The sequence below is a fragment of the Symbioplanes lichenis genome (assembly GCF_030709675.1).
GTDB lineage: Bacteria > Actinomycetota > Actinomycetes > Mycobacteriales > Micromonosporaceae > Actinoplanes > Actinoplanes lichenis.
This window is the reverse complement of the sequence record NZ_JAUZQD010000002.1, coordinates 348,474-374,250: the sequence shown is the minus strand read 5'-3', so window position 1 is coordinate 374,250 and position 25,777 is coordinate 348,474. Positions and strand designations below refer to the sequence as shown.

Annotated in this window: 24 protein-coding genes and 1 pseudogene; 17 read left to right on the top strand and 8 right to left on the bottom strand. The window is 72.1% G+C overall.

Going from position 1 to position 25,777, the window contains the following annotated elements; translation table 11 throughout:
- Window positions 1-19 precede the first annotated feature (19 nt).
- The 3 genes from RAN62_RS05615 (at window position 20) to RAN62_RS05605 (ending at window position 1,928) form a co-directional block, all read left to right on the top strand.
- Window positions 20-808: a mechanosensitive ion channel family protein gene (locus tag RAN62_RS05615; RefSeq protein ID WP_305783378.1), complete on the top strand. Its 789-nt coding sequence runs from the start codon at window positions 20-22 to the stop codon at window positions 806-808.
- The gene (locus tag RAN62_RS05610) at window positions 805-1,296 is read left to right on the top strand and encodes a hypothetical protein (protein WP_305783377.1); all 492 of its coding nucleotides are present in this window, start codon (window positions 805-807) and stop codon (window positions 1,294-1,296) included. Before RAN62_RS05615 ends, RAN62_RS05610 begins: the two co-directional genes overlap by 4 nt.
- 356 nt (window positions 1,297-1,652) lie before the next feature.
- On the top strand, window positions 1,653-1,928 hold the full coding sequence (locus tag RAN62_RS05605) for a hypothetical protein (RefSeq protein ID WP_305783376.1): 276 nt from the start codon (window positions 1,653-1,655) through the stop codon (window positions 1,926-1,928).
- A gap of 120 nt (window positions 1,929-2,048) precedes the next feature.
- On the opposite strand, the gene RAN62_RS05600 is transcribed toward RAN62_RS05605, so the two are convergent.
- Entirely contained in the window at window positions 2,049-3,575 is a 1,527-nt protein-coding gene (locus tag RAN62_RS05600; protein WP_305783375.1) for a DUF6114 domain-containing protein, read from the bottom strand.
- Between the two features lie 226 nt (window positions 3,576-3,801).
- Window positions 3,802-4,428 carry a DUF6230 family protein gene (locus RAN62_RS05595; protein ID WP_438874470.1) on the bottom strand — a complete coding sequence of 209 codons (627 nt, stop codon included), beginning with the start codon at window positions 4,426-4,428 and terminating at the stop codon, window positions 3,802-3,804.
- A 290-nt stretch (window positions 4,429-4,718) separates the two neighbouring features.
- Here RAN62_RS05595 and RAN62_RS05590 point away from each other — a divergent pair, with 290 nt between their 5' ends.
- From RAN62_RS05590 to RAN62_RS05570, 5 genes are all read left to right on the top strand, one after another.
- Entirely contained in the window at window positions 4,719-5,975 is a 1,257-nt protein-coding gene (locus RAN62_RS05590; protein ID WP_305783374.1) for a sensor histidine kinase, read from the top strand.
- A gap of 3 nt (window positions 5,976-5,978) precedes the next feature.
- The gene (locus RAN62_RS05585; protein ID WP_305783373.1) at window positions 5,979-7,901 is read left to right on the top strand and encodes an ATP-binding protein; all 1,923 of its coding nucleotides are present in this window, start codon (window positions 5,979-5,981) and stop codon (window positions 7,899-7,901) included.
- 69 nt (window positions 7,902-7,970) lie between these two features.
- Window positions 7,971-8,429, top strand: coding sequence for a DUF5666 domain-containing protein (locus RAN62_RS05580; RefSeq protein WP_305783372.1), 459 nt, complete (start codon window positions 7,971-7,973; stop codon window positions 8,427-8,429).
- A gap of 79 nt (window positions 8,430-8,508) precedes the next feature.
- Window positions 8,509-10,911 carry a glycogen/starch/alpha-glucan phosphorylase gene (locus RAN62_RS05575; protein WP_305783371.1) on the top strand — a complete coding sequence of 801 codons (2,403 nt, stop codon included), beginning with the start codon at window positions 8,509-8,511 and terminating at the stop codon, window positions 10,909-10,911.
- Window positions 10,912-10,959: 48 nt separating this feature from the next.
- Complete coding sequence (locus RAN62_RS05570) at window positions 10,960-11,613, top strand: DedA family protein (protein WP_305783370.1); 654 nt, start codon at window positions 10,960-10,962, stop codon at window positions 11,611-11,613.
- A gap of 33 nt (window positions 11,614-11,646) precedes the next feature.
- Here the strand turns inward: RAN62_RS05570 and RAN62_RS05565 are convergent.
- A pseudogene (locus RAN62_RS05565) lies at window positions 11,647-11,988 on the bottom strand (NUDIX domain-containing protein); the annotation flags it as partial.
- Between the two features lie 82 nt (window positions 11,989-12,070).
- Between RAN62_RS05565 and RAN62_RS05560 the strand changes: the two are divergent.
- Window positions 12,071-12,937, top strand: coding sequence for a 2-deoxy-5-keto-D-gluconate 6-phosphate aldolase domain-containing protein (locus RAN62_RS05560; RefSeq protein WP_305783369.1), 867 nt, complete (start codon window positions 12,071-12,073; stop codon window positions 12,935-12,937).
- A gap of 10 nt (window positions 12,938-12,947) precedes the next feature.
- The gene (locus RAN62_RS05555) at window positions 12,948-13,616 is read left to right on the top strand and encodes a GNAT family N-acetyltransferase (RefSeq protein WP_305783368.1); all 669 of its coding nucleotides are present in this window, start codon (window positions 12,948-12,950) and stop codon (window positions 13,614-13,616) included.
- Here RAN62_RS05555 and RAN62_RS05550 read toward each other — a convergent pair.
- Window positions 13,613-15,580 (bottom strand): glycerophosphodiester phosphodiesterase family protein, encoded by a 1,968-nt coding sequence (locus RAN62_RS05550; protein WP_305783367.1) that lies wholly within the window; start codon window positions 15,578-15,580, stop codon window positions 13,613-13,615. The two genes, RAN62_RS05555 and RAN62_RS05550, sit on opposite strands and share 4 nt — an antisense overlap.
- A gap of 153 nt (window positions 15,581-15,733) precedes the next feature.
- Window positions 15,734-16,417: a DUF1775 domain-containing protein gene (locus RAN62_RS05545; RefSeq protein WP_305783366.1), complete on the bottom strand. Its 684-nt coding sequence runs from the start codon at window positions 16,415-16,417 to the stop codon at window positions 15,734-15,736.
- A 52-nt stretch (window positions 16,418-16,469) separates the two neighbouring features.
- Here RAN62_RS05545 and RAN62_RS05540 point away from each other — a divergent pair, with 52 nt between their 5' ends.
- The 3 genes from RAN62_RS05540 (at window position 16,470) to RAN62_RS05530 (ending at window position 19,137) form a co-directional block, all read left to right on the top strand.
- Complete coding sequence (locus RAN62_RS05540) at window positions 16,470-17,402, top strand: 5'-3' exonuclease (RefSeq protein ID WP_305783365.1); 933 nt, start codon at window positions 16,470-16,472, stop codon at window positions 17,400-17,402.
- Between the two features lie 31 nt (window positions 17,403-17,433).
- Window positions 17,434-18,570 (top strand): acyl-CoA dehydrogenase family protein, encoded by a 1,137-nt coding sequence (locus tag RAN62_RS05535; RefSeq protein WP_305783364.1) that lies wholly within the window; start codon window positions 17,434-17,436, stop codon window positions 18,568-18,570.
- Between the two features lie 117 nt (window positions 18,571-18,687).
- Complete coding sequence (locus RAN62_RS05530; RefSeq protein ID WP_305783363.1) at window positions 18,688-19,137, top strand: Lrp/AsnC family transcriptional regulator; 450 nt, start codon at window positions 18,688-18,690, stop codon at window positions 19,135-19,137.
- Between the two features lie 103 nt (window positions 19,138-19,240).
- On the opposite strand, the gene RAN62_RS05525 is transcribed toward RAN62_RS05530, so the two are convergent.
- On the bottom strand, window positions 19,241-19,417 hold the full coding sequence (locus RAN62_RS05525) for a hypothetical protein (RefSeq protein WP_305783362.1): 177 nt from the start codon (window positions 19,415-19,417) through the stop codon (window positions 19,241-19,243).
- Window positions 19,418-19,559: 142 nt separating this feature from the next.
- Window positions 19,560-20,237, bottom strand: coding sequence for a response regulator (locus RAN62_RS05520; RefSeq protein ID WP_305783361.1), 678 nt, complete (start codon window positions 20,235-20,237; stop codon window positions 19,560-19,562).
- 209 nt (window positions 20,238-20,446) lie between these two features.
- On the opposite strand from RAN62_RS05520, the gene RAN62_RS05515 reads away from it, so the two are divergent.
- Window positions 20,447-21,181, top strand: coding sequence for an alpha/beta hydrolase family protein (locus RAN62_RS05515; protein ID WP_305783360.1), 735 nt, complete (start codon window positions 20,447-20,449; stop codon window positions 21,179-21,181).
- Between the two features lie 298 nt (window positions 21,182-21,479).
- Window positions 21,480-21,671 carry a CsbD family protein gene (locus tag RAN62_RS05510; RefSeq protein ID WP_305783359.1) on the top strand — a complete coding sequence of 64 codons (192 nt, stop codon included), beginning with the start codon at window positions 21,480-21,482 and terminating at the stop codon, window positions 21,669-21,671.
- Window positions 21,672-21,735: 64 nt separating this feature from the next.
- On the opposite strand, the gene RAN62_RS05505 is transcribed toward RAN62_RS05510, so the two are convergent.
- A complete protein-coding gene (locus tag RAN62_RS05505; RefSeq protein ID WP_305783358.1) occupies window positions 21,736-23,103 on the bottom strand; it encodes a KamA family radical SAM protein in 1,368 nt (455 codons plus the stop codon).
- A gap of 129 nt (window positions 23,104-23,232) precedes the next feature.
- Here RAN62_RS05505 and kdd point away from each other — a divergent pair, with 129 nt between their 5' ends.
- Both kdd and RAN62_RS05495 read left to right on the top strand, forming a co-directional pair.
- Window positions 23,233-24,246, top strand: coding sequence for an L-erythro-3,5-diaminohexanoate dehydrogenase (gene kdd / locus RAN62_RS05500; RefSeq protein ID WP_305783708.1), 1,014 nt, complete (start codon window positions 23,233-23,235; stop codon window positions 24,244-24,246).
- Window positions 24,247-24,251: 5 nt separating this feature from the next.
- The gene (locus tag RAN62_RS05495) at window positions 24,252-25,775 is read left to right on the top strand and encodes an amidohydrolase (RefSeq protein ID WP_305783357.1); all 1,524 of its coding nucleotides are present in this window, start codon (window positions 24,252-24,254) and stop codon (window positions 25,773-25,775) included.
- The last annotated feature ends 2 nt before the right edge of the window (window positions 25,776-25,777 follow it).

Here is a 25,777-nt window from a genome sequence, read left to right as displayed (position 1 = left end):
ATTCGCTACAGTCACGGGCATGTGGCGCGGCGGGGACTGGCGGGCTCTCGACAATCATGTGCGGCCGGACTTCCGCCGCACGGTCGTCTACGGGCTGCTCGCCCTGGCCGCCCTGATCACCGGGCTCGAAGTCGGCGGCGTGAGCTCGGCGTCGATGCGCGAGCGGCTGATCGCGTACGGGTGCGCTGTGCTCGTGGCCTTCTTCGGCATCGCCGCCAGCCGCACCGCGTCGCGCGAGGTGCACCGCATCAGCGTGGCCCGCGCCGGCGAGGTGGCCGCCACTCCGCTGCGGTTGATCGTGCTGCTCGGCGGCTACCTGATCGCCTTGTTCTCGGTCCTCGACCTGGTCGGCCTGGGCGTCCGCAACCTGCTGCTCGGCGGCGCGGTCACCGGCGTGATCCTGGGCCTGGCCGCCCAGCCGGTCCTGAGCAACCTGTTCGCCGGGCTGGTGCTGCTGTTCTCGCGCCCCTACGTGCCGGGCATCCGCATCCGCGTCATGTCGGGCGCGATCAACGGGCCGCTGGAGGGGGTGGTCGTGTCGGCGGGGCTGCTCTACACGGTCCTCGAAACCGACGACGGGCCGCTCAACATCCCGAACAATGTGCTGCTGGCCTCGGCTGTGGGCCCGGCTCCTGACTCCCCTTCCTCCCCGTCGTCGCCTGACGACGCCGACCTGCACCTGGCCGACCAGGTCGGGGCGGCGACCGGTGCCGTCGCTTCCGCTTCCCCTTCCACCGGCCCCTCCGTCGCGGTTTCCGGAGACGACACCACCCGGCCTACGTCGGCGCCCGCCAAGGACGAGGAGTGACGGGACACGCGGCCTTCGGCCGGCGGGCCACCTTCGCGATCGAGGTGGGCGGCCCGCCCGCCTACGTCGTGGAAGCGGGCGCGACCGAGGCGACCAGCGTGCGCGAGGTGGACGTCTGGGCGGACGGCCGAAGGCTCACCTGCCACGACAACGCCGCCTACGTGCCGACGCTGGTGCCCCAGCTGCGCTCCGCCGCCGACCTGGTCCGGCAGCGAGCAGTCCCGGCCTGCCCGTTTCCCGGGCGGTCACCCGCCGAGGTGTTCGACTGCCTGAGCGCCAACGACACCGGGTTCGCCCAGCGCTTCTGGCTGCTGCGTCACTGGGACGAAATCCTGGACAACGTGGAAACCTACGCCTGGCTCGGCGACCAGCTGGTGATCACCGGCCGCATCCGGCAACCGGCCCAGCCCGACGTGTTCGTGGCGCCGGTGGACCCGGCCGAGTTCGTGGCCACCCTCGACGAGGCTGTCGCCCTCCTGGCCGGCTGAGCCGAGCCGGCATCTGTCGCGCGACGGCGCCGGCCGGCGGGGACGCCCACGATTCGCCTCACCTCGAAGCCGGTGAGAGCCACCGGCTGTTCGTGCTTGACCCGCTCAGCCGCCGCCCGGGCAACGGTCTGCTGCGCCGCCTCCCACGCGTCGTAGAAGTCGAATCGCCGAGCCGCGTCGGCCCGCCGTCGGCCCGGCCGTGCGGGCCATGTCGCTCATCAACCGTCGGGCGGAGCATCAGGATCGTACCAAGGGCCAGTTCTCCTCGTAAGTGCCGCGATGGCCAGTAGCGTCCAGCGGTCATCGGGAACTCATCCCATACGTCTCTAAGTCCACGGCTCGTTGAAGGGAGCGGCATGAGCGCACGGCATGACGGGGTTGACTCGTCAACGGTGAGTTCCGCAGTGGACTCGAGCCGCTCCTCGTCAGAGGAGAACTCCGGCATGTCGAGGATGGGCAAATGGGCGGCTGTGGTGCTCATGGTGCAGTTCGCCATCATCGTCGGGGGAATCGCCGGCCTTCTGGTGCGCGCCAGTGCGGCAGACATCCCGACTTCCATCCTTGGCGGCGGGGGAGCTTTCGCACCCGCGCTTTTCGTACTGCTCGGGATCGCTCACTACACCCAGCGATGAATCCTGGGTGAAGAGAGCGAACGAAGCAAGGCCGAGGCCATCAGTCAGCCGGTCGAAGCTTGGCAAGCCGGTACATGTGGCGAGCCACGAAGGATGATTGCGGTGCGTCCGTCCCTTGCCTCAAGCCTTTCCGGAAAGTTCGAGCGGGTCGGCGGTCAGGGTGTCGCAGCGGACGAAGGCCAGGTTGATCGTCACGTCGGTGAACCACAGGACCGGGAGGGTCAGGGGCGGCGGCTGGTCCGGGGTGAAGGTGACCGGGATCAGGCCGAAGAGCTTGCCCTGGAACTTCGGGGTGTAGAAGCGGACGTGGCCGTCGGTGGTGAGCTCGTTGCTCTCGATCAGGGTGGTGCGGCCGCCGGCCTCGGGGATGGTCAGCGTGAAGGGCTTGTTGACGGCCTTGTCCATGTCGAAGCGGAGTGCCTTGAGGATGCCTTCGGCGGTGGGGAGGTCGGCGACGCCGACGTAGGTCGAGTTGTACATGGTCAGCGACGCCGTTTCGAGGGTGCCGCCGCGCAGTGAGACCTGGGGGACGTCGCCGGGGGCGGCTTTCTTGTGCACCCGGGGGCCGAGGCAGGGGATGTCGTCGCCGGCCGAGGGGGAAGGTGTCGCGCTGGGGGAGCGCTGCGCTGACCGGCTGGGGGACGGGCTCGCGCTGGTAGGGGGACGGGTGGCGGACGGGGTCGCCGTGGGGGACGACGACGGGGACGGCGACCGCGACGGGGACGCGGACGACGACGGGGACTGGGACGGGGGATCGGGCAGGAGGGGGTCGAGGAGGTCGCCGATGCCGCCGACTATGTTGCCGAGGGGGTCGCCGGGGTCGTCGCTGGTGGTCTTGCTGGGAGTGGGCGACGCGGAGGCGGGTGCGGAGCGGGAGGCGGAGGGCTTCGGGGACGGCTTCTTCGCGGACGGCGACGGCTTCGTCGACGGGGGCGGAGACGGCTGGGTGGTCTTGGCGGTGGTCGAGCGGGACGGCAGGCCTTCCGGGCACTCGGCGGCGCGCGCGGGGACGCGGCCGCCGGCGACCACGAGGCCGCCGGCCACCAGGGGGACGAGCGTGATGACCAGTGCCTTCCTGGTCACGTCACCGCGCGGCCCGGGGTCGTCGGGGGCCGGGGGGAAGGACTGGGTGTCGTTGTCGCGGAAGCCCGGGACGATGCCGGTGTCCGGGTCGGGCGGCGCCCCGTAGGGCAGCTCGGCCGCCGGGACCGAAGGCGTGGCCGGGGAGAGCGGCACGGTGTCGTCGGGAGCAGGGGAAGGGGCGGTGGAGGGCGGTGCGGGCGATACCCGCCGCGGGGGCGACCAGGCCAGCACGAGGGCCCCGCCGGTGATGCCGAGCAGCAGGCCGAGGACGAACCCGCCGAAGTTGAGGCCGACCAGCGAGTACACGGCGGTGAGCAGGCCGATGATGCCGTAGAAGAGGCGCTGGCCGGGGGAGACCCAGGTCAGGATGCCGCAGAGCAGCAGCAGCGCCGGCAGCAGGTAGGACAGGAAGCCCTGCGGTCCGAAGTGCACCTCGAGGTCGCCCAGCGACTGGTTGGCGCTGAGGAACATCTCGAGGCCGGCCAGCAGGAGCAGCAGCCCGCCCCAGAACGGCCGGGTGCGCCGCCAGTGACGGAAGCCCGCCGCGGTGATCAGTGGAGCCACGTGCCCCTCCAGAGCAGGGAACGGGCCTGCGGAGGGCCTGTCCTGTCGGTCGCGGCGTCGCCGAGGCGAGGTCCAGGTTTCGCGTCGCAAGGGGGGCGGGCGGTCGCATACCGGTGTTGTATGCGGCCGTTCGCGCCGCGCGGCGAGGCGGAAGCTGGGGCCGCCGCAGGCCGTCGTGATCGGCAGGACAGGCCCTTTGGACGTCCGCGGGCCCGGGGGAACTGGGTCAGAAGCACTCGGCGGGCTTGCCGTCGGCGGCGACGTTGACCTTCAGGTTGAGGCCGTTGAGGGTGAACGAGCCGGCCGTGGTGGACACGGCGGTCTGGCGCAGGCCGGCGATGGTCACGTGCTCGGCCTCCTGGCCGAACATGCCGGTCTGGCCGTGCGCGTCCGGGCCGCCCGCCTTGAGGGTGGAGGCGTCCTGGCCGATGTTGATGTCGGTGAACGTCGCGTCGCCGCTGAGCTCGCTGACGCCGATGAGCAGGTTGGTCGCCTTGGCCGGCTTGCCGTCCTCGCGGCCGGCCCGGATGGTGAGGCTGACCGGGGCGCCGGGGATCTTGACCGACTGGCAGAGGTTGGTCAGCTTGCCGTCCGCGATGCCCGAGATGGCGACCGGGATCTCGGTGCCGTCGACCTTCTTGACCGTGCCGCCGTACTGCGAGAAGCCCTCGCCGTCGAGCTCGTCGGCCGAGATCTTGAACGACTGGCCGGACACGGAGAACGAGGCGGCGAACGCCCCGTTGGCCATGCCGACGACCAGTGCGGCCACCGCGGCGCCCGGGACCGCCGTCCAGATCATGAAGCGACGCCAGTTGGTGCGACCGTACTCCTGGCCGCCCTGCGCTTCCTTCACCGCATCCTCCTGTGAGCGATCGGCCGCGCGAGGGGGCCGGCCGGTAACGTGCGGGAAATGTTGCTCCTACTCGCCGGTAGCGAACAAGGGGCACGGCTACTGGCCGGTAACGTGCCATTTCCAAGATCGCTCACTGACGGTCACATCCACGCGCGGCGATACCGGTTCCGGGCGTGTGACCGTCACCACACGTGAGCGCCGTCAGCGTTGGTAACGAATCGATAACGACCTTCAGCTGCCGTCCAGGAACGGACGTTCAGATCGGGGCGTAACCTGCCGAACCGGAACATGTGAGCGAGCTGGTGGGGGAGCGGGCACGGCTGCGGGCCCTGCACGAGTACCAGCTGCTCGACCAGCCCGCCGGCGACGAGCTCGAAGCCGTCGTCCGGGTCGCGGCCGCCGTGGCGGGGGTGCCGACCGCCACGCTCAACCTCATCGACGAGAACCGGCAGTGCCAGCTGACCACCACCGGCTTCGCGGGCGGCGACTCGGCCCGGACCGACTCCATGTGCGCGGTGCACTTCCTGCACGGCGACTTCGTGTGGGTGCGCGACGCGCGTGAGCACCCCATGTTCGCCACCAATCCGTGGGTCACCGGGCTGCTGGCCGACGTCCGCTTCTACGCCTCGGCGCCGCTCGTCACGCCGCAGGGCCACGCGCTGGGCAGCCTGTGCGTGTTCGACGCCGAGCCGCGCGACCTCACGCCGGCGCAGATCGACCGGCTCCAGGACCTCGCCCAGGTGATCCTCGCCCTCTTCGAGCGCCGCCGGCAGGCCCGGATCAACGGCGAGCTTCTCGTCTCCGCGGAGGCCCAGCACCACGCGCTCGAGCAGGCGCACACCGACCTCGCCGCCACCAACGCCGAGCTGCTCCGCTCCAACACCGAGCTGGAGCACTTCGCCGGGGTCGTCAGCCACGACCTCGCCGCGCCCCTCGCCGTCGTCGGGGGCTACCTCGAGCTGCTCGGCGACGAGTACGGCGCCGTCCTCGACGAGCAGGCCCAGCAGTGGATCACCGCCGGGGCGCGCGCCGTCGCCCGGTCGCAGGGGCTGATCGACGCGCTGCTGCAGTACGCCCGCGCAGGCAGCTCGCCCTGCCGCCGTACGGAAGCCGATCTGTGCGAGGTCGCGGAGCAGGCGCTGATGGACCTGCGCGACGTCATCGGGTCCTCGGGCACGGCCGTGACCGTCGCCCCGGGCCTGCCGCACCTGGCCGGCGACCCGGTCCTGCTGCGCCAGCTGATGCAGAATTTGATCGGCAACGCGGTCAAGTACCGGCGCCCGGACGAGCCCGCCCGCGTCCGCGTCGCCGCGCAGCGTCGCAGCGGCGCGTGGCTGATCACTGTCACCGACAACGGCATCGGCATCCCCGGCGCCGACCGGGACCGGGTGTTCGAGATGTTCACCCAGGTCGACAACCGTACGGCCGGCTTCGGGGTGGGCCTGTCGACCTGCCGGCGCATCGTCGAGCGGCACGGCGGCCGGATCTGGGCCGAGGCCGCGCCCGGCGGGGGCACCACCGTCGCGTTCACCCTCCCGGAGGCCTGAGCGATGGGCACGTTGCAGCGCCGCGTTCCGGCCGGGTGCGTGCTGCTGCTCGTGCTCTTCGCGGCGTTCGCCGTGGCCCAGGGCGTCGTCACCGACCGGCTGCAGACCCGGCACACCGCCCGCGCGGCCCGCGCCGAGGCGGCCCGCGACGCCAACATCGCGGTGCTGCAGCACCTGACGGACGCGGAGACCGGCGTGCGCGGCTTCCAGCTCACCGGGCACCAGGACTTCCTCGACCCGTACGAGCAGGGCCGCGCCGGCGCGTTCGAGGCCTTCGCCGCCGTCGCCGCCGCCACCACCGACCCGGACGTGCTGCGCCTGCTGGACGAGGAGCGCGCCGCGGCCGCCCGCTGGCTCTCCGCCTACGGCAACGTGATCGTCGTCGGGGGCGCCGCCGACCCGGTGCCCCAGCAGGGCAAGGACCTGTTCGACCGGATCCGGCGGGCCAACGCCGCCGTGGACGCCGCCATCCGCGCCCGGCAGCACGCGACCGCCGCCGCCGACCGCCGCGAGTCCCGCCTGACCCAGCTGCTCTTCGCGGGCGCCGGCGGCGTGCTGCTGCTCGGCGCGCTGGGCCTGGGTTTCTGGGGCTACCGGTACGTCCTCGCGCCCCTGGACCACGTCCGGCTCACCCTGCGCCGGCTGGCCGGGGGCGAGCTGTCCGCGCGGGCCGTCCCGTCCGGGCCGGCGGAGATCCGGACGCTGATCGGCACGCTCAACCACCTCGCCGCCGAGACCGAGCGCCTGCACGCCGCCGACGCCGCCCGGCTGCTGCGCACGGACCTGCGCCAGGCCGTGGCCCTGGAGCTGCGCGAGCACATGCACCCCGGCGCCACCGCCCGCCGGGTCGCCGCGATGATCGGCGAGGCCCTGCACGCGGACGCCGTGCACGGGCGCATCGTGCTCGGCGACGACCAGGTCGCCGACGTCACGTGGCCGGCGCGGGCGGCGGCGCTGTCCGCGCGTACCGTCCAGGATGTCGTCGCGGGCGAGCCGGGCGTGCCCCGCGACGTCCCGCACCAGGTGGGCGCGATCGCCGTGGCGCTGGCCGGCGACGCCGACTGCCCGCCCGGCCTGCTCTACGTGGTGCGGCGCGACCGGCCGCACTGGGCCGACGACGAGCGCCGGCTGCTCGCCGCCCTGGCCCGCGAGATCGACCACGCCGCCCGGCTGCAGCGCCTGCACGACCGGCAGAACCGGCTGATCCGCGACCTGCGCGTGCTCGACGAGCGCAAGGACGCCTTCGTCGCCACGGTCACCCACGAGCTGCGCACGCCGCTGACCAGCATCCTCGGCTACACGGAGATGCTCGCGGACGGCGACGGCGGCGCGCTGAGCCCGCTGCAGGAGCGCGGCGTCACGGCGATCCTCCGCAACGCCCACCGGCTGCAGGCCACGGTCGCGGACCTGCTGCTGCTCGACGCCTCCGGCACACCCGGGGAGGCGGCCGCCCCGGTGGATCTGGCCGCCGTGGCGGGGGGCCTGCACGCGGAGTACGCCGCTCAGGCGCGTACGCGGGAAATAGGCTTTTCGGGTGAAGCCGCAGCCGCCTGGGTCAAGGGTGATGGCCGCCGCCTCGAACGGGCGCTGCGCAACCTGCTCGACAACGCGCTCAAGTTCACGGGCCCGGGCGGCAGCGTCAGCTACCGCGTCACGGTGACGGGCGACACCGCGACGCTGACCGTGACCGACACCGGCATCGGGATCCCGGCGGGCGACCTGGCCGGCCTGTTCACGCCGTTCCATCGGGGCGCCAACGCCATGGACCAGGCGGTGCAGGGCCCGGGCCTGGGGCTGGCGATCGTGCGGACGATCGTGAGCGAGCACGGCGGCGAGGTCCGGGCGGCCTCCACCCTGGGTACGGGCAGCACGTTCACGATCACGCTGCCGCTGACCGCCGTGCCGGCCCCCGTCGCCACCGGCTGACTCCCGCGCCGCACCCGTTTCGCACTCCGCCGGCCCGACGCTGGGAACTCCGAAGATCAAGGAGAGCTCATGCGTCGTCTCGTCCTCGCTGCCGTTCTGGCCGCCGGTGTCGCCCTGCCCACCGTGACGGTGGCCACCTCCGCCTCCGCCGCGCCGCCGGCCGTGGCCAAGAAGAAGCACGCCGCCACCACCGTCTTCGCCGCCGCGGGCACGGTCACCGCGGTCGACGCCACGACCCTCACCCTCTATGCCAAGGGCGGCACCAAGAACGTCCGCCGCCAGACCGTCACCGTGGCCGTCACGACGACGACCAAGCTGCGCGTCAACGGGCACAAGGCGACCCTCGCCGACATCGCCGTGGGCTACCGCGTCGAGGTGGCCGGGCGGGGCGACGGGACGACGTGGACCGCCGTGGTGCTCGCGGCCAAGGGCAAGGCCGCCGAGCCGGCGCCCGTGGTCACACCGGCCCCGGCCCCCTCGCCCTCGCCCTCGCCGTCGCCGTCGGCCGAGCCGGGCGACGACGACTGATCAGGTCACCGGGCCCGGCGCCACGTCGTGTTCATGACCGAGGCGCGCGGCGTTTCACCGGCGGGTCGATACTGGCGGCGTGACGGACTCCGACGTCGCCGCGTTCGAGCGGGACCTGCTGCGCAACCTCAGCCACCAGCGCGGCACCACGCGCGAGTCGGCGAGCGCCCAGGACATCTACCAGGCCCTCGCGATCACCGTGCGCGACCGGCTCGTCGAGCGGTTCACCGCGACCGCCGCCCGGCACTACGCGGCGAACCCGCGGTTCGTCTACTACTTGTCGGCCGAGTACATGCTGGGCCGGCAGCTGCCGCAGAACCTGCTCTATTCCGGTACGCGGGACCTCGCCGCGCAGGCGCTCGAACGGCTCGGCTTCGACCTGGGCGAGCTGGAGGGGCTGGACGTCGAGCCGGGGCTGGGCAACGGCGGGCTCGGGCGGCTGGCCGCGTGCATCCTGGACGCCCTGGCCACCGGCGACGTGCCCGCGGCCGGCTACGGCATCCGCTACGACTTCGGCATCTTCAAGCAGGAGTTCCAGGGCGGCGCGCAGGTCGAGCGGCCCGACGACTGGGCCTTCCACGGCAACCCGTGGGAGTTCCCCAACCCCGACGACCAGGTGAGCGTCGGCTTCTACGGCACCGTGACCGACGGGGTGTGGCAGCCCGGCGAGTACGTGCTCGGCGAGCCCAGCCACATGCTGGTCCCCGGCTACGGCACCGGGACGGTCAACCTGATCCGGCTCTGGCGGGCCAGGGCCAGCCGGGCCGCGTTCGACCTGTCCCGCTTCGGCGCCGGCCAGTACGGCGAGGCCGTCGACACGATCGTCCGCTCCGAGAACATCAGCAAGGTGCTCTACCCCGACGACAGCACGGCCATGGGTCGCGAGCTGCGGCTCAAGCAACAGCACTTCCTGGTGACGTGCTCGCTGCGCGACATCGTCCGGCGCTACCGGCTGCGCAACACCGGCTGGGACGACTTCGGTGCCAAGGTCGCGATCCAGCTCAACGACACGCACCCTGTGCTGGCGATCCCCGAGCTGATGCGGATGCTGGCCGACGAGGAGAAGCTCGGCTGGGACAGGGCGTGGCGGATCACGCGCGAGGTGTTCGCGTACACCTGTCACACGCTCTTGCCGGAGGCCCTCGAGACCTGGCCGGTCGCGCTGCTGGAGCGGCTGCTGCCCCGGCACCTGGAGATCATCTATCGGATCAACCAGCAGTTCCTCGACGAGGTGGCCACGCGCTACCCGGGCGATGTGGGCAAGTTGCGCGAGCTCTCGCTCATCCAGGAGGAGCCCGAGCGCCGCGTCCGCATGGCGCACCTCGCCGTCGTCGGCAGCACCGCGGTCAACGGCGTCGCCGAGCTGCACTCGCGGTTGCTGCGCGAGACGACGCTGCGCGGGTTCGCGGAGCTGTGGCCGGAGCGGTTCCGCACCGTCACCAACGGCGTATCGCCGCGGCGCTTCCTGCTCATCGCCAACCCGCGGCTCAGCGCCCTGATCAGCGAGCAGCTCGGCGGGGACGAGTGGCTGACCGATCTCGATCGGCTGGCCGGGCTGGCCGAGGTCGCCGGGGACGCCCGCTTCCAGGACCGCTGGCGTGAGATCAAACGGGCCAACCGCCGTGACCTGGCCCGTTATGCGCGGGCCGCCACCGGCGTCGCGCTGGATCCCGAGGCCATGGCCGACGTCATGATCAAGCGGTTCCACGAGTACAAGCGGCAGCTGCTGCGGGTCCTGCACGTCATCACGCTGATCAACCGCATCCGTGCCGGCCGCACCGGCGACCTGGTGCCCCGCTCGATCGTCTTCGGCGGCAAGGCGGCCCCGAGCTACACCGCGGCCAAGCGCGTGATGCGGCTCGCCAACGCCGTCGCCGACGTGGTCAACAGCGACAAGACCCTGTCCGCGTACGTGAGAATGGTCTTCCTGCCCGACTACAACGTCTCGCGCGCCGAGCTGATCATCCCCGCCGCCGACCTGTCCGAGCAGATCTCCCTCGCGGGCAAGGAGGCCTCCGGGACCAGCAACATGAAGCTGGCCCTCAACGGCGCCCTGACCATCGGCACCCTCGACGGCGCCAACGTCGAGATCCGCGACCGCGTCGGGGCGGACAACTTCTTCCTGTTCGGCCTCGACGTCCCCGGCGTGACGGCGCTGCGCGAGAAGGGCTACCGGCCCCGCGACTACTACGACCGGGACGAGGAACTGCGCGCCGCCGTCGACTTCGTGGCCTCGGTGGCGGCCGGGTCGCTGCGCGAGATCGCCGACGACCTGCTCCACCACGACGAGTACCTGACGATGGCCGACTACCGCGCGTACGTGGACTGCCAGGACGAGGTCGCCCGGGCCTGGACCCACCGCGACGACTGGACCCGCCGCTCGATCCTCACCACCGCCCGCAGCGGCTTCTTCTCCGCCGACCGCACGGTCGCCGACTACCGCCGCGAGATCTGGCACGTCGACCCGCTCTCAGCAAACTGACCGCAAGCGTTCATCGCCGTCCCAGGCCCGCCCGCTACGGTCGCGGCCATGTCCGTCACCGACCTCGTCACCGATCTCGTCGAACGGCTCGGCGGGCCCGGGGCAGGCCTGGCCGTCGCCCTGGAAAATCTGTTCCCGCCGATCCCGAGCGAGGTCATCCTGCCGCTGGCCGGCTTCACGGCCAGCCAGGGCTCGCTGTCGCTGGGGAGCGCGATCTTCTGGACGACGCTGGGCTCGGTGGTGGGCGCGGTCGCTCTCTACTACGTGGGCGTCGCCCTGGGCCGCGACCGCATCCGGGCCGTCGCCGCCAAGCTGCCGCTGGTCAAGGTGTCCGACATCGATCGCACCGAGGCCTGGTTCGTCAAGCACGGCGTCAAGGCGGTCTTCTTCGGCCGCTTCATCCCCGTCTTCCGCAGCCTGATCTCCATCCCGGCCGGCCTCGAACGCATGCGCATGAGCACGTTCCTGCTCTGCACCGCCGCGGGCAGCCTGATCTGGAATACCGTCTTCATCCTGCTCGGCTACGGCCTGGGCGAGAACTGGTCGCGCATCGAGGGCTGGGTCGGCACCTACCAGTACGTGGTCATCGCCTTCTGCGTCATCGCCGCGGCCTGGTTCGTCGTCAGCCGCGTCCGCCGCCGTCGCCGCCCCGAGCCGGCCGGCACCCTCTACGGCACCCGCCGCCCTACGCCGGAGGACTAGGGTCGCTTCCCGCAGCGCGGCCCGGACGGGTTCGTGGGCGAGCGGAGGCACCTCCCCGGGCCGGAACCAGCGGATCTCGTCGTGCTCCTCGGGGGCGGCGTTCACCGGTGTCCCCTCCCAGTCCTCGACCAGCCAGGCGCTGAAGCGCACGGAGTCCACCCGCAGCCGGCACAGCGGGGTCGCCGACCCGGGCTCGATCCGCACGTCCAGCTCCTCGTCCAGCTCCCGGGCGAGCGCGGCGAGCTCGGTCTCGCCCGGCTCCATGTGGCCGCCGGCCAGGTCCCACACGTCCGGGTGGACAGGGCGGTCCGGACTCCGGTGGACGAGCAGGACCTGACCTTCGCGAACCAGTGCCCCGATGACAATCCGAATCATGGCCGGAATCGTGGCACGACGGGCGCCGGGGTGTGACGCACGAGTCGGTCTGAGCGGCGGGCTCGCGGGTTATCCCATGGTCATGACGTGGGAGCCGACACAGACCGATCCGCTGTTCCTCATGGCCATGGATCACCGGGACTCGTTCGGGCGGACGCTGTTCGGGGTGGAGGGCGACGAGCCGACCCCCGAGCAGGCGCAGGCCATGCGGGATGCCAAGCGGCTGATCTTCGAGGGGCTGCGGCTGGCCGCGCCGCGGCTCGGGGCCGGGCGGGCCGGAGTCCTCGTCGACGAGGAGTACGGGCAAGGGGTTATCGAGGCGGCGCGGGGAAGCGTCGTGCTCGCGGTGCCGGTCGAGGCCAGTGGGCAGGAGTGGTTCAGCACGCAGTACGGCAGCCAGTGGATCGAGCACGTCGAGGCGATCCGGCCGGACTACGCCAAGGTGCTCGTGCGGGACAACCCCGGTCTGCCGGTCGGGCAGCGGGAGCAGCAGTTCGACCTGCTCGCCGACGTCACCGAGCAGCTGCGCAAGATCCAAGTGCCGCTCCTGTACGAGCTGCTCGTCCCGCCCGCCGGCGACGAGCGGGCCCTGGACGCGTACGCCTATGACCGTGATGTCCGCCCGGAGCTCGTGACGCGGGTCATCGCCGACAACCAGGAGCACGGGGTGACGCCCCGGATCTGGAAGGTCGAGGGGCTCGAGACCCGCGAGGCGGCCCGGGAGGTCGCGGCGCAGGCCGCCAAGCAGCAGGCCGATCTCGTCGTGCTCGGGCGCGACGCGCCGGCCGACCGGCTCCACCACTGGCTGGAGGTGGCGAGCGCCACGGAGGGCTTCGTGGGGTTCGCGATCGGGCGCAGCATCTGGGAGGACGTCCTGCGCGGCGAGGCGCCGTCGGCTGAGGCGATCGCCACACGGTTCCTCGGCTTCGCCGAGCACTGGCGCATCTAAGATTTCCGGAGTGGATCCTCTCGACAACCCGGTCTGGGCCGCGCTCACCGGCCCGCAGGAACGTTTCGGCCGCCGGCACGGGCGGGCGGCCCGGTTCGACCCGGAGGTCAGCCCGTTCGCGGCCCTGGACGACCCGGGCGACGCCGCCGCCTGGGACGACCTGCGGAAGCTGGTCGAGCCCGGCGAGCGGGTCATCGTGGCCGCGCCCGGGCTCAAGGTGCCGGACGGCTGGGAGGGCGACGAGCTGCCCGGCTTCCAGCTGGTCGGCCCGGACTGTCGCGGGGCGCCCGCGCCCGGCTCGGTCGAGCTCGGGGCGGCCGACGTGCCCGAGATGCTCGACCTGCGCGAACGCACCCGGCCCGGCCCGCTGCTGGCCCGCACGGTCGAGCTCGGCGGCTACCGCGGCTTCCGGCGCGACGGGGTGCTGGCCGCCATGGCGGGACGCCGGATGCACGTGCCCGGATGGGTCGAGATCAGCGCGGTCTGCACCGACCCGGCCTTCCGGGGCGAGGGGCTGGCGACGCGCCTGATCGCGGCGGTCACCGACGGCATCCGGGCGGACGGCGAGCGGCCGTTCCTGCACGTCGCCGGCGACAACACCGCCGCGATCAGGCTCTACGAGCGTCTGGGGTTCGCCGTGCGTACGCCGGTGAATTTCTCCGGGGTGACTCCCCGCTAGCGCAGGCCGTTGCGGCGGGCGACCAGGACGGCGAGGTCCTGGTCGTCGGTGATGACGCCGTCCATGCCCAGGTCGATGACGCGTTGCAGGATGTGCTCGTCGTCGACCGTGTAGGGGACGACCTTCAGGTGGTCGCGGCGCTGGAGGACCGGGACGGGCGGGCCGAAGTAGTAGTCGGGGCTCTGCCGCAGGTACCAGTCGGGGTCCGGGGCAACCGGTTGCGCGGGGTCGTGGACCTGCCAGTTGGCCGAGACGGTCGAGGCGCCGGCCGCGCGGACCAGCTTGCCGACGTCGCGGAACTTCCACCAGTCGAGGCCGCCGGTCCAGGGGCTCTTGACGCTCGGGTCGCCCCAGACCGCCGCGAGGGAACACTCGTCGGCGAGGGACTTGCACTCCTCCGGGCCGTACTGCCAGATCAGGGCGACCGTCGCGATGCGCGGGGCGATCGTGCGGGCCCGGCGGATCGTGCGCCAGTCGAAGGACTGGATCGTGGCGCGGCGCTCGAAGCCGGCCGCCGTGATGGCCCGGGTCAGCTTGCTTGTGAACGTGGCGTAGCCGGCCGTGTCCGCGGGCGTCAGCGGGCTGAGCTTCGTCTCGATGTTGAGCCTGATGTCCGTACGCCCGGAGGCGCGCACCGCCGCGAACACCTCGTCCAGCGTGGGGATCCGCTCACCCGGCACCGGGACCTGGCCGGGCAGGCCGGTCCTCGTGCCGCAGTCGATCGTCTTGAGCTGGGCGAGCGTGAGGTCGTGGATGAGCCGGCCGACATAGACGGCGCTGCCCGTGTCGATGCAGTGGCCGGGGTCGATGGTCCGGTCGTGCGTGACGACCAGCACGCCGTCCTTCGTCACGCCGGTGTCCATCTCGAGGGTCGACACGTCGCGGTTGGCGAGGGCGTTGCGGAAGGCGGCGAGGGTGTTCTCGGGGCGGGTGGCCCGGCCGCCGCGGTGGGCCTGGATGTCGAACGGCGACGGGTACGCCTTCGGGAGTTCCTTCTTCAAAGACGCGAGCACGCCGCGCAGCACGTCCGGACAGTCGGTGATCAGCCCGTCCACGCCCAGGCCGATCATGTCGCGCATCACGGCCGGGTCGTCGACGGTCCACGGGATGACCTCGATCCCCGCGCGGTGGGCGCGGCGGACCATGGCCTTCGTCACGTACGGGTCGTAGCCGCCCGTCGCACGCGGCCACCCGTACACCGGGGAGAACGCGTCCGCGCCGAACGACCGGATCGCCGCGATCGGGTCGCCGCCGAAGTCGTCGATGTCGAGCCCGCCGAGCCACGGAGAGGCGCCGGGCTGCCCGGTCTGCAGGAAGTCGCGGTTGGTCAGGGCGACGACGGGCAGGCGCGGCTCCACGCGGCGCATCAGTTTCAGGGCGCCCCAGTCGAAGCTCTGGATCGTGACCTGGCGCAGCAGCCCGGCCTTGCGCACCTCGGCGGCGACGACACGCACGAACTGCTCGCGCGGCGCGGTCTCCTGCGGGGCGCCGGCCTCCACCTTGGTCTCGACGTTCAGCTTGACGCCGGTGGCTGCGTACGTGTGAATCAGGTCGAAGACCTCGGACAGCAGCGGCATGCGCGCTCCCGGCACCGCGACCTGCGCCGGGAAGCCGGCCAGCTGCGCACCGCAGTCCATGCTCCGGACCTGCGCGAGGGTCAGGTCCTTGACGAAACGCCCGGCGTACGCGGTCCCGCACTTCCGCGCGTCGACCTTGCGATCGTGCGTGACGACCGCGGCGCCGTCCTGGGTGATCTGCACGTCGAGCTCGAGCGTGCTGACGCCCAGGCGCAGGGCGTTGCCGAAGGAGGCGAGGGTGTTCTCCGGCCGCAGCGCGAGGCCGCCGCGGTGGGCCTGCAGATCAAATTCTTTCCCGGGTACGGCCGCAGCGGCGGGCGTGGCGGCCACCGTCGCCAGGACGACGGCCGCCGTGGCCAGCGCGGCAGTGAAACGTCTCGATGCCATGCCCGGAACCTAGCGGGGCGTGGCATCGACGGACGTGAACGAGAGGCGAATTCGCTCCACTCGGTGGTTCGTGCTTCCGCCGCGGCGCGCCGCTCAGTTCTTCTTGCGGACGCGGGTCGCCGCTCAGTTCTTCTTGGGGACGCGGGTCGCCGCTCAGTTCTTCTTGCGGACGCGGGTTGCCACGAAACCGAGGAGCACGACGGCGACCAGGACCCAGATCCACCATGTCGCCGGGCCGTCGTCGTCCTCGTCCCCGCTGGGCTCGGCAACGACAACGGCCTGCGAGCTCGGCGCGAGGCTCGGCGCGACACTCGGGGCCGGGCTGGCTGTTGCGCTCGGCGTGGCGGAGGTGGGGGCCCCCGGTTTCAAGACTACTAGCGGGGCGGGGTTGTCGGGCTCGTCCTTGCCCTCCTCCTGGATCTCGATCCAGCGCGACACCTCGCCGTCGCCGTACGTCTCCAGGGTCTTGAACGACAGCCGCGTCTCGCCGTCGGGCAGCTTCGCGATCTTCACCGACCACTCGGCGTCCGCGCCCACCTTCAGCGCCTTGCCGCCGACCGTGAACCCGTCGCCGCCCGGCGTGAACGTCCAGCCCGCCGGCGCCTTGACCAGCGTGACGTCGCCCGGCGCGATGCCCTCGGGCAGCACGACCCGCTCGCTCTTGATGCCGGCGTCGCCGCTCTCGGCCTCGCCGTGGAAGGTGAGCGTGACGTCGGTGGCGCCCGCCGTGTCCTTGTCCGCCTCGACCTCGACGTGGGCGGCGGCCGGCCCGGCGAGCGCGAGCACGCCCAGCCCGGCGACGACCCCGATGGTGATGATCCTCAGCTTGTTCGGCACGCGCCCACTCTCTCACCCGGTTTTGTCGGTGGGGGCCGCTAGGGTCATCCGCGTGACCGAGCGACCTCTGCTGGCCGTCGACGCGCCCAGCCTCTACTTTCGTGCCTTCCACGGCATCCCCGAGTCCGCCGCGCGGACCAAGGCGGGCGAGCCGGTTAATGCCGTGCGCGGGTTCCTGGACATGATCGCCCAGCTCGTGCGCACCCGGCGGCCGGGCCGGCTGGTGTGCGCGCTCGACGCCGACTGGCGCCCGGCGTGGCGGGTGGCGCTCGTGCCCTCCTACAAGAAGCATCGCGTGGCCCACGGCGACGTCGAGGAGGTGCCGGCCACGCTGGTGCCGCAGATCCCGGTGCTGCTGGAGGTCCTCGAGGCGGTCGGCATCCCGGCGTTCGGGGTCAAGGGCTACGAGGCCGACGACGTGCTGGGCACCCTGGCCGCGACCCAGCCGGCGCCGGTCGAGGTGGTCTCCGGCGACCGCGACCTGTTCCAGCTGGTCGACGACGAGCGCGGCACCCGGCTGCTCTATTGCGGCCGGGGCGTGGCCAAGCTCGAGGACGCCGACGACGCCCTGGTGCGCAGCAAATACGGCGTGCCCGCCCGGTGGTACGCGGACTTCGCGGCGATGCGCGGCGACCCCAGCGACGGCCTCCCCGGGGTGCCCGGGGTGGGGGAGAAGACGGCGGCGCGGCTGATCGAGCGTTACGGCGGCGTCGAGCAGATCGTGGCGGCGCTGGACGACCCGGCGTCGGGGTTCGCGCCCGGGGTGCGCACCAAGCTGCTCGCCGCCCGGGACTACCTGGCCGCGGCCCTGCCGGTGTGCAAGGTGGCCCTCGACGTGCCGTTGCCCGGCTTCGACCCTGGGCTGCCGGCCGCGCCGCGCGATCCGGATGCCCTGCTCGCGCTGGCCGACCGATGGAACCTCGCCGGGTCGGCGAAACGCCTGGTCGACGCGCTGGCGGGCCTCGGCGGGCCGACGGGGGGCTGACTGGAAACCTAACGAACGTTAAGCTCGCGGCATGACAGTGCACCGGCTGCTGCCATCCGACGAGGCCTGCGACCTGCTCGAGCTCACCCGCGAGATCGCGGCCGGGGAGCTGAAGCCCCGGGCCGACGACTACGAGCAACGCGGCGAGTTCCCGAGGGAGGTGCTGCGCACACTCGGCCGGGCCGGGCTGCTCGGGCTGCCCTACCCGGAGGCCGACGGGGGCGCCGGGCAGCCGTACGAGGTCTATCTTCAGGTCCTCGAGATCCTCGCCGGCTCGTGGCTGGCGATCGGCGAAGCGGTGAGCGTGCACACGCTGTCGTGCTTCCCGATCGCCGAGTTCGGCAGCGAGCGCCAGCGCAAGACCCTGCCCGACCTGCTCGGCGGCGACCTGCTGGGCGCCTACTGCCTCTCCGAGCCGCAGGGCGGCAGCGACGCGGCGGCCCTGACCACGCGCGCGGTCCGCGACGGCGACGACTATGTCGTCACGGGCACCAAGGCGTGGATCACGCACGCGGGCCGGGCCGACTTCTACAACATCTTCTGCCGTACGGGGGGACCGGGCGCGACCGGCATCTCCTGCCTCTACGCCGACGCGGCCAACCCCGGCGTCCAGCCCCAGCCGCCCGAACGGCTCATGGGTCTCCGCTCGTCGGCGCCCGCGCAGGTGGTGCTCGACGGCGCCCGGATCAGCGCGGACTGCCTGGTCGGCGAGGAGGGCACCGGCTTCCGCATCGCCATGCGCGCCCTCGACGCCGGTCGGCTGGGCATCGCCGCGTGCGCGGTCGGGCTCGCGCAGGCGGCGCTCGACCACGCCGCCGCGTACGCCCGGGAGCGCACGCAGTTCGGCCGCCCGATCGGCGACTTCCAGGGCCTCGGGTTCACGCTCGCCGACATGGCCACCCAGGTCTCCGCGGCCCGGGCCCTCACGCTGGCGGCCGCCCGGCTCAAGGATGCCGGCCGGCCGTACTCGGCGGAAGCGGCCAAGGCCAAGCTCTTCGCCACCGACACGGCGATGAAGGTGACGACGGACGCGGTGCAGGTGCTCGGCGGGGCGGGGTACGTGAGCGACCATCCGGTGGAGCGGTGGTTCCGGGAGGCGAAGGTGCTGCAGATCGTCGAGGGCACCAACCAGATCCAGCGGATGGTGATCGCCCGCTCCCTGCACTGACCGTCCCCGATCTCGCCCCGCGTCCCGTTGGCGTCGCTCCGCCTGTGCGGGGTGTCGTCACCCGGACGCGGGGAAACGCATTCGGTGCGGCGCGGGGCGTACCGGTATCTTGGCGCGGTGGAAGAGATCGACAGGGCGATCGTGGCGGCCCTCACCGCGGACGGCCGCCTGTCCTACACCGACCTGGCCGACCGCGTGGGCCTCAGCGTCTCCGCCGTCCACCAGCGCGTCCGGCGCCTCGAGCAGCGCGGCGTGATCAACGGCTACACGGCGAAGGTCTCCTACGAGGCCCTTGAGCTGCCGCTGACCGCCTTCGTGGCTATTCGCCCGTTCGACCCGTCGCAGCCCGACGACGCGCCCGAGCGCCTGGCCCACCTGTCGGAGATCGACTCCTGCTACTCCGTGGCCGGCGAGGACTTCTACCTGCTGCTGGTCCGCGTCGCCAGCCCGGCCGACCTCGAGCGCCTGCTCCAGGAGATCCGCACCGCCGCCAACGTCACCACCCGGACGACGGTGGTGCTCAGCACTCCGTACGAGGGCAGGCCGCCCCGCATCCCCACCGAGTAGCCGCCGCCTTCCCGCCCGGCTGATCCACCGTCGGACGGACCCGAACTAGCCTCCTAGGATGCCGTAGGCACGGTGACCGGTCCGTCGCGTTCCCGCCGCGAGGTCAGGTGCCGAGGTGGAGGCCCAGGACGGCTGTCGAGATGATGCTGCCGACGACGCACAGGATGCGGCCGGTGAGCATCGGGCCCCGGGAGCCGCGGCCGGTGGGAGCGCTGATCAGGAAGCCGGCGAGGCCCAGCACCAGCCCGGCGGCCAGGAAGCTGAAGACGACGGACGCCACGCCCAGGATCAGCACGCCCGGGCGCGGGGGCTGACCCGGCGCGGGGCGGGGGCGGGTGGCGGTACCAGGTGCAGGGCGGGGGAGGGCCGATCGTGGGGGTGCATGCGCGGAGCAATCGGCCGGCGGGCCCCGGGCGTGAGGACTATGGGGTGAAGCGGTAGCCGATGCCGGGCTCGGTGATGAGGTAGCGCGGGCGGCTGGGGTCGGGCTCGAGCTTGCGGCGCAGGTTGGCGAGGTGGACGCGGAGGTAGCCGGTTTCGTTCTCGTAGGCGGGACCCCAGACCTCGCGCAGGAGCTGCTTCTGGGCGACGAGCTTGTCGGGGTGGCGGGCGAGGACCTCGAGCATGTGCCATTCGATCGGGGTGAGGCGGACGTCCTGGCCGGTCGCCGTGGTGAGGCGCTTGGCGGCGAGGTCGACGGTGAAGTCGCCCGTGGTGATGGTGGCGGACTCGGGCTGCGGGGTGGCGCGGCGCAGGGCGGCGCGGATGCGGGCGAGGAGCTCGTCCATGCCGAAGGGCTTGGTGACGTAGTCGTCGGCGCCGGCGTCGAGGGCTTCGACCTTGCTGGCCTGGGCGTCGCGGGCGGAGAGCACGATGATGGGTACGGCGGTCCAGCCGCGCAGGCCGCGGACGACGTCGACGCCGTCCATGTCGGGCAGGCCCAGGTCGACGATGGCCAGGTCGGGCGGCGTGTGCCCGGCGGTGGCCAGCGCCTCGGTGCCGTCCGCGGCGGTCTGCACGTCGTACTTGCGGGCGCTCAGGTTGATCCGCAGCGCCCGCCGTAGCTGGTCGTCGTCGTCCACGACGAGGATGCGGCTCACGGCGCCGATTGTGCAGCATCTCCCGCCCCTGGACGCGGTGACCCTTCCAGGTCAGGATCCTAGGAAGCCATTGCGGGTGTGCGGCGTGATACGTTCCTGCGGCAGCGACGACCCGAGGAGGTGAGACCGATCAACGCAGTGACAGGTCGGGGCTCCCTCCCGCAGACGGTCTGAGGGAGCGCCCGCAGAGGCATCCCGAAAGGCGCAGCATGCACTTCTCCGATGACACCGTGTCCGGCGGTGTCCGTGAACAGCTTTTCTCCCTCGGCGACGTCCCGTGTGTCCTGTGGACGCCGGCGACCCCGGCTGCGGGGCCGTTGATTCTCATGGGCCACGGCGGGGGACAGCACAAGAAGGCGCCCGGCATGGTCGCGCGGGCGCGGCGGTTCGTCCTCGACGCCGGCTGGTCGGTGGTGGTGGCGGACGCGCCCGGGCATGGCGACCGGCCGACGGACGAGCACTTCGACCGGCGGGCCACCGAGCTGCAGGCAAGGGTGGAGGCGGGGGAGGACTTCGCCTTGTTGATGGCCGGCTTCCACGAGCTGGTGGCGGCGCGGACGGTGGGGGAGTGGCGGTCCGTCCTGGACGCGGTGCAGGCTCTCGACCATGTCGGTACGGGTCCGGTCGGCTACTTCGGGGTGTCGCTGGGCTGCGGGCTGGGCGTGCCGTTCGTGGCGGCCGAGCCCCGGGTGCGGGCGGCGGTCCTCGGTCTGGGCGGTGGTGCGGCGAACACGGAGCACGCGGCGCGGATCTCGGTGCCGGTGCAGTTCTTGATGCAGTGGGACGACGAGCGGATTCCGCGAGCCGACGGGCTGGCGTTGTTCGAGGCGTTCGGCTCAGCGGAGAAGACGTTGCACGCCAACCCGGGCAAGCATGGTGAGCTGCCGCGCTTCGAGGTGGACGCCAACGTGGCGTTCTTCCGCCGGCACCTCGTCGAGGGGTAGACGCCGCCCCGCTCCTGTGCCCGGTCGCCGGCCAAGTGACGGTGCCCGGTCGCCGGCCGAGTGACGGTGACCGGGCTGTCCTCCCTCGTGGGTCAGGCGGCACGCAAGCCGAGCCAACACCAGTCGCGGTGCACCGACCGCGTCCTCGATTGATCTCTGGCGGCTCAGACCTACATCTCAGGATCCTAGGATGCCTTAGGGGGTGTGCGCGGCGGGTGGGAGTTGTTTTGAAGACGCGCCCTTCGGGCACTAATTTCCCCGACAAAGGGCATTTTGTTTTCGGGCCGAGGAGGACGCGATGAGCTTCACCGACAAGGTCAAGAACAAGGCCGACGAGCTGGCCGGCAAGGCGAAGCAGAGCGTCGGCGACATGCGGGACGACGAGCGGCTGATCGCCGAGGGCCAGCGGCAGGAGTCGGCGGCGAAGACCCGGCAGGCCGGGGAGCACGTGAAGGACGCGGGCCGCAACGTGCGCGACGCGTTCAGCTGAGCTTTGACGACAAAGGCCCCGGATTCCGCGTACGGAGTCCGGGGCCTTTGCCTGTGCGAGGGTCTCAGGCGGCCTGGTTGCGCCACCAGTCCTGGCCGGCGCGGGGCAGGGTGTCGATCGGGTCGTAGTAGGCGTAGAGCTTGGTGAGGGCTTCGGGGTCGGTGGCCTCGATGCTGGTGCGGTAGTTCTTGGTCCAGTAGGAGATGCCGTGCTCGCGGTCGTACTCGGCGACCATGTGGACCCAGCGTTTGCCGACGTAGGGGACGTCGCAGACGATGCGCGGGGTGGCGTAGCCGGGGAGGTAGCCCATGATGTCGTGCTGGAGTTGCTGGGCGTACCAGACGGGGACTCGCCAGTGTTCGGCGTGGGGGATCATGTCGCACATGTAGAAGTAGTACGGGGTGATGCCGGCTTCTCCTTGGAGGGCGAAGCAGAGGTCGAGCAGGTCTTCGGTGCGGGCGTTGACGCCGCGCATGAGGACGCCTTGGTTGCGGACGTCGCGGACGCCGGCGTCGAGGAGGGCGCTGGTGGCTTTCGCGACGAGCGGGGTGAGGCTGTTGGCGTGGTTGACGTGGGTGTGGACGGCGAGGTTGACGCCGTGGGCGCGGGCGGTGCCGGCGACGCGGCGCATGCCGTCGAGGACGTCGGGCTGGAGCCAGTGCTGGGGGAGTCCGGCGAGGGCTTTGGTGGCGAGGCGGATGTCGCGGACGGTGGGGACGGAGAGCAGTCCCATGAGGTAGGTCTCGAGTTGTTTCCAGGGCACGTTGGCGACGTCGCCGCCGGAGACGACGACGTCGCGTACGCCGGGGTGGGTGCGCAGGTAGTCGAGGTGGGCCGCGTAGCGGTCGGCGGGTTTTTCGACGAAGCGCAGCTTGGAGATCAGGGGTGTGCTGTTGCCGACGAGGTCCATGCGGGTGCAGTGGCCGCAGTATTGCGGGCAGGTGCTGAGGAGTTCGGCGAGGACTTTGGTGGGGTAGCGGTGGGTGAGGCCTTCGGCGACCCACATGTCATGTTCGTGGAGGCTGTCGCGGGTGGCGTGGGGGTGGCTGGGCCAGTCGAGGTGGCGGTCGGTGGCGACGGGGATCATGTAGCGGCGGATGGGGTCGGCGTAGAAGCTCGTGGTGTCGGGCTGGGCGGTGGGCGCCATGGTGTTGAGCATCTGGGGTGGGACCAGCATGGACATGGTTGCCAGGCGTTGCTGGTCGGTGGCCAGGTCGGCGTAGAAGGTGTCGTCGAGCAGGTCGCCGAGGACGGCGTGGAGCTGCTTGATGTTCTTGATGCAGTGGGCGCGCTGCCATTGGGCGTTTTCCCATTCGGCGGGGGTGACGTCGCGCCAGCCGGGGAGGCGGGTCCAGTCGGGTTCGGTGAGGGGGCGGCGGTGGTAGTCGTAGGGCTGGCCGCCGAGGGCGGGTGCGTCCGTCGTCTGGGTCACCGTGTGCCTCCACTGGGAAACCGAGTGCCGTGATCGAGTCCGACGGTAGCGGAGGATCTGCGGCGGGAAAACAGTTCGTCGAAAGGATTTACGGTTTGACGGCGGTCTGACAGATTGTTTGTCGTGGAGATCTCGGGTGTGGGGCTAAGCCGGGTGGTGGAGCCGGTGGGGGTGCTGCCGCAGGCGGCGTGGCGCCTGGACGCGTCGCCGGTGCTGGGGGCGGACGAGGTGCGGGTGCGGGTGGAGCGCCTGAACCTGGACGCGGCGAGTTTCCGGCAGTTGCGGGAGAAGCACGGCGGGGACGGTGCGGCGGTGCGGGCCGAGGTCCTGCAGATCGTGGGTACGCGCGGGAAGATGCACAATCCGGTGACCGGGTCGGGCGGGATGCTGATCGGCGTGGTCGACGAGGTGGGCCCGGCGTCGCCGCTGGAGGTGAAGCCGGGTGATCGGGTGGCGACGCTGGTGTCGCTGACGCTGACGCCGCTGGTGATCACGGATGCGTTGCGGGGCTGGGACGGCTTGAGTGAGCAGGTGCCGGCGGACGGGCACGCGATTCTGTTCGGGCGGTCGGCGGTGGCGGTGCTGCCGGAGGACTTGGCGCCGGAGCTGGCTTTGGCGGTGTTCGACGTGTGCGGGGCGCCGGCGCTGACGGATCGGGTGGTGCGGGGTTATGACGCTCCCGATGTCACGGTGCTCGGCGGGGCGGGCAAGAGCGGGTCACTGGCGCTGGCGGCGGCGAAGCGGGCGGGGGCGCGTACGACGGCGGTGGTGGTGAGCGAGTCGGAGCGGGACGCGCTGGCGCGAGCCGGTGTCGCGGATCGGATCGCGATCGCTGACGCCCGGGACGCGGTTGCTATGACAGATGTCATCGAGAACCAAGCAGATGTCACCGTTGTCTGCGTGGACGTGCCGGGCTGCGAGCACGGTGCCATTCTTGCCACCAAGGACAAGGGCACGGTGATCTTCTTCTCGATGGCCACCAGTTTCGCGGCTGCGGCGCTGGGGGCGGAAGGATTGGCGGCGGACGTGACGATGCTGGTGGGTAACGGGTTCGTGCCGGGGCACGCGGCGTTCGCGGTGGAGGTGCTGCGGTCGGCGCCGGGAGTGCGGGCGTTGTTCGAGGCGCGGGTTTCGGCAGACTGACGGTCATGACTACCTCGGTGCTGTGGGCGAACGGGCGGTTCTATTCGGCGGCGGATCCGCGGGCGACGGCGATGCTGGTGTCGGGCGGGCGGATCGTGTGGCTGGGGGAGGCGGCGCGGGCGCCGGCGGCGGATCGCACGGTGGATCTGGGCGGGTTGCTGGTGACGCCGGCGTTCGTGGACGCGCATGTGCATGCCACGGACACGGGTCTGGTGGCGGGCGGGCTGGATCTGTCGGGGGTGCGGTCGGCGGCGGAGTTGCTGGCGGCGGTGGCGCGGTTCGCGGGGTCGCGGCCGGTGGACGCGGTGGTGCACGGGCACGGCTGGGACGAGTCGACGTGGGCGGATCAGTCGGTGCCGGGGGCGGCGGAGCTGGAGCGGGCGGCCGGGGGCAGGCGGGTGTATCTGTCGCAGGCGTCGGTGCATTCGGCGCTGGTGTCGTCGTCGATGCTGGCGGCGTGCCCGCGGCTGGACGCGGGGCAGGGCTGGGTGCGCGAGGAGGACCATCACGCCGTGCGGGCGGTGGCTCTGGGGTCGTTGTCGGCCGCGCAGCGCACGCGGGCGCAGCGGACGGCGTTGCAGCTGGCCGCGTCGCGGGGGGTGGCGGCGGTGCACGAGTGCGGCGGGCCGGGCACGTCCAGCGAGGCGGATTTCCAGTCGGTGCTGGCGCTGTCGGGGCAGGGGCTGCCGCAGGTGTACGGCTACTGGGGTGAGCTGGGTGCGGCGGGCAAGGCGCGGGAGCTGGGGGCGGCCGGGGCGGGTGGTGACCTGTATGCCGACGGGGCGCTGGGGTCGCGGACGGCGTGGGTGCGTCACGCGTACGAGGACGGTCCGGGCTGTGGGGAGGCGTTCCTGAGCGCCGAGCAGGTGGGCGCGCATCTGGTGGGGTGTGCCGAGGCGGGGGTGCAGGGCGGGTTCCACGCGATCGGGGACGCGGCGATCGCGGCGGTGCTGGACGGGTTCGCGGTGGCGGCGGCGCAGATCGGGGTGGACCGGTTGCGGCAGGGCCGGCATCGCATCGAGCACGTGGAGCTGGCGGACAAGGCGATGATCGCCCGGATGGTGGAGTTCGGGGTGGTGGCGTCGGTGCAGCCGGTGTTCGACGCGTTGTGGGGCGGCAAGGACCGGATGTACGCGCAGCGGCTGGGCGTAAAGCGGGCTTGGGCGACTAATCCGATCGGGGCGATGTACGCGACCGGGGTGCCGCTGGCGTTCGGGTCGGACTCGCCGGTGACGCCGCTGGATCCGTGGGCGGCGGTGGTGGCCGCGGCGGCGCCGCGCAACCCGGCGTACCGGATGAGTGTGCGTTCGGCGTTCGGGGCGTCGACGCGCGGCGGGTGGCGGGCGGCGCGGGCCGAGGACGCGGGGGTGCTGGTTCCGGGGGCGCGGGCGGTGTTCGCGGTGTGGGAGACGCCGTCGGGGGTGGTGGACGGGTTGCCGGCGTTGCTGGCGGACGTGGACGGGGTGGTGCCGCAGCGGCCGGTGTGCCGGCGCACGGTTCTCGACGGTGAGACGATCTTCGAAGGGTAGGG

What these genes read in the sequence shown, in the direction of transcription:
- RAN62_RS05615 (WP_305783378.1), top strand. Translation starts at nt 20, where the DNA reads ATGTGGCGCGGCGGGGACTGGCGGGCTCTCGACAATCATGTGCGGCCG.
- RAN62_RS05605 (WP_305783376.1), top strand. Translation starts at nt 1,653, where the DNA reads ATGAGCGCACGGCATGACGGGGTTGACTCGTCAACGGTGAGTTCCGCA.
- RAN62_RS05585 (WP_305783373.1), top strand. Translation starts at nt 5,979, where the DNA reads ATGGGCACGTTGCAGCGCCGCGTTCCGGCCGGGTGCGTGCTGCTGCTC.
- RAN62_RS05580 (WP_305783372.1), top strand. Translation starts at nt 7,971, where the DNA reads ATGCGTCGTCTCGTCCTCGCTGCCGTTCTGGCCGCCGGTGTCGCCCTG.
- RAN62_RS05570 (WP_305783370.1), top strand. Translation starts at nt 10,960, where the DNA reads ATGTCCGTCACCGACCTCGTCACCGATCTCGTCGAACGGCTCGGCGGG.
- RAN62_RS05560 (WP_305783369.1), top strand. Translation starts at nt 12,071, where the DNA reads ATGACGTGGGAGCCGACACAGACCGATCCGCTGTTCCTCATGGCCATG.
- RAN62_RS05550 (WP_305783367.1), bottom strand. Translation starts at nt 15,580, where the DNA reads ATGGCATCGAGACGTTTCACTGCCGCGCTGGCCACGGCGGCCGTCGTC.
- RAN62_RS05535 (WP_305783364.1), top strand. Translation starts at nt 17,434, where the DNA reads ATGACAGTGCACCGGCTGCTGCCATCCGACGAGGCCTGCGACCTGCTC.
- RAN62_RS05515 (WP_305783360.1), top strand. Translation starts at nt 20,447, where the DNA reads ATGCACTTCTCCGATGACACCGTGTCCGGCGGTGTCCGTGAACAGCTT.
- RAN62_RS05510 (WP_305783359.1), top strand. Translation starts at nt 21,480, where the DNA reads ATGAGCTTCACCGACAAGGTCAAGAACAAGGCCGACGAGCTGGCCGGC.
- RAN62_RS05495 (WP_305783357.1), top strand. Translation starts at nt 24,252, where the DNA reads ATGACTACCTCGGTGCTGTGGGCGAACGGGCGGTTCTATTCGGCGGCG.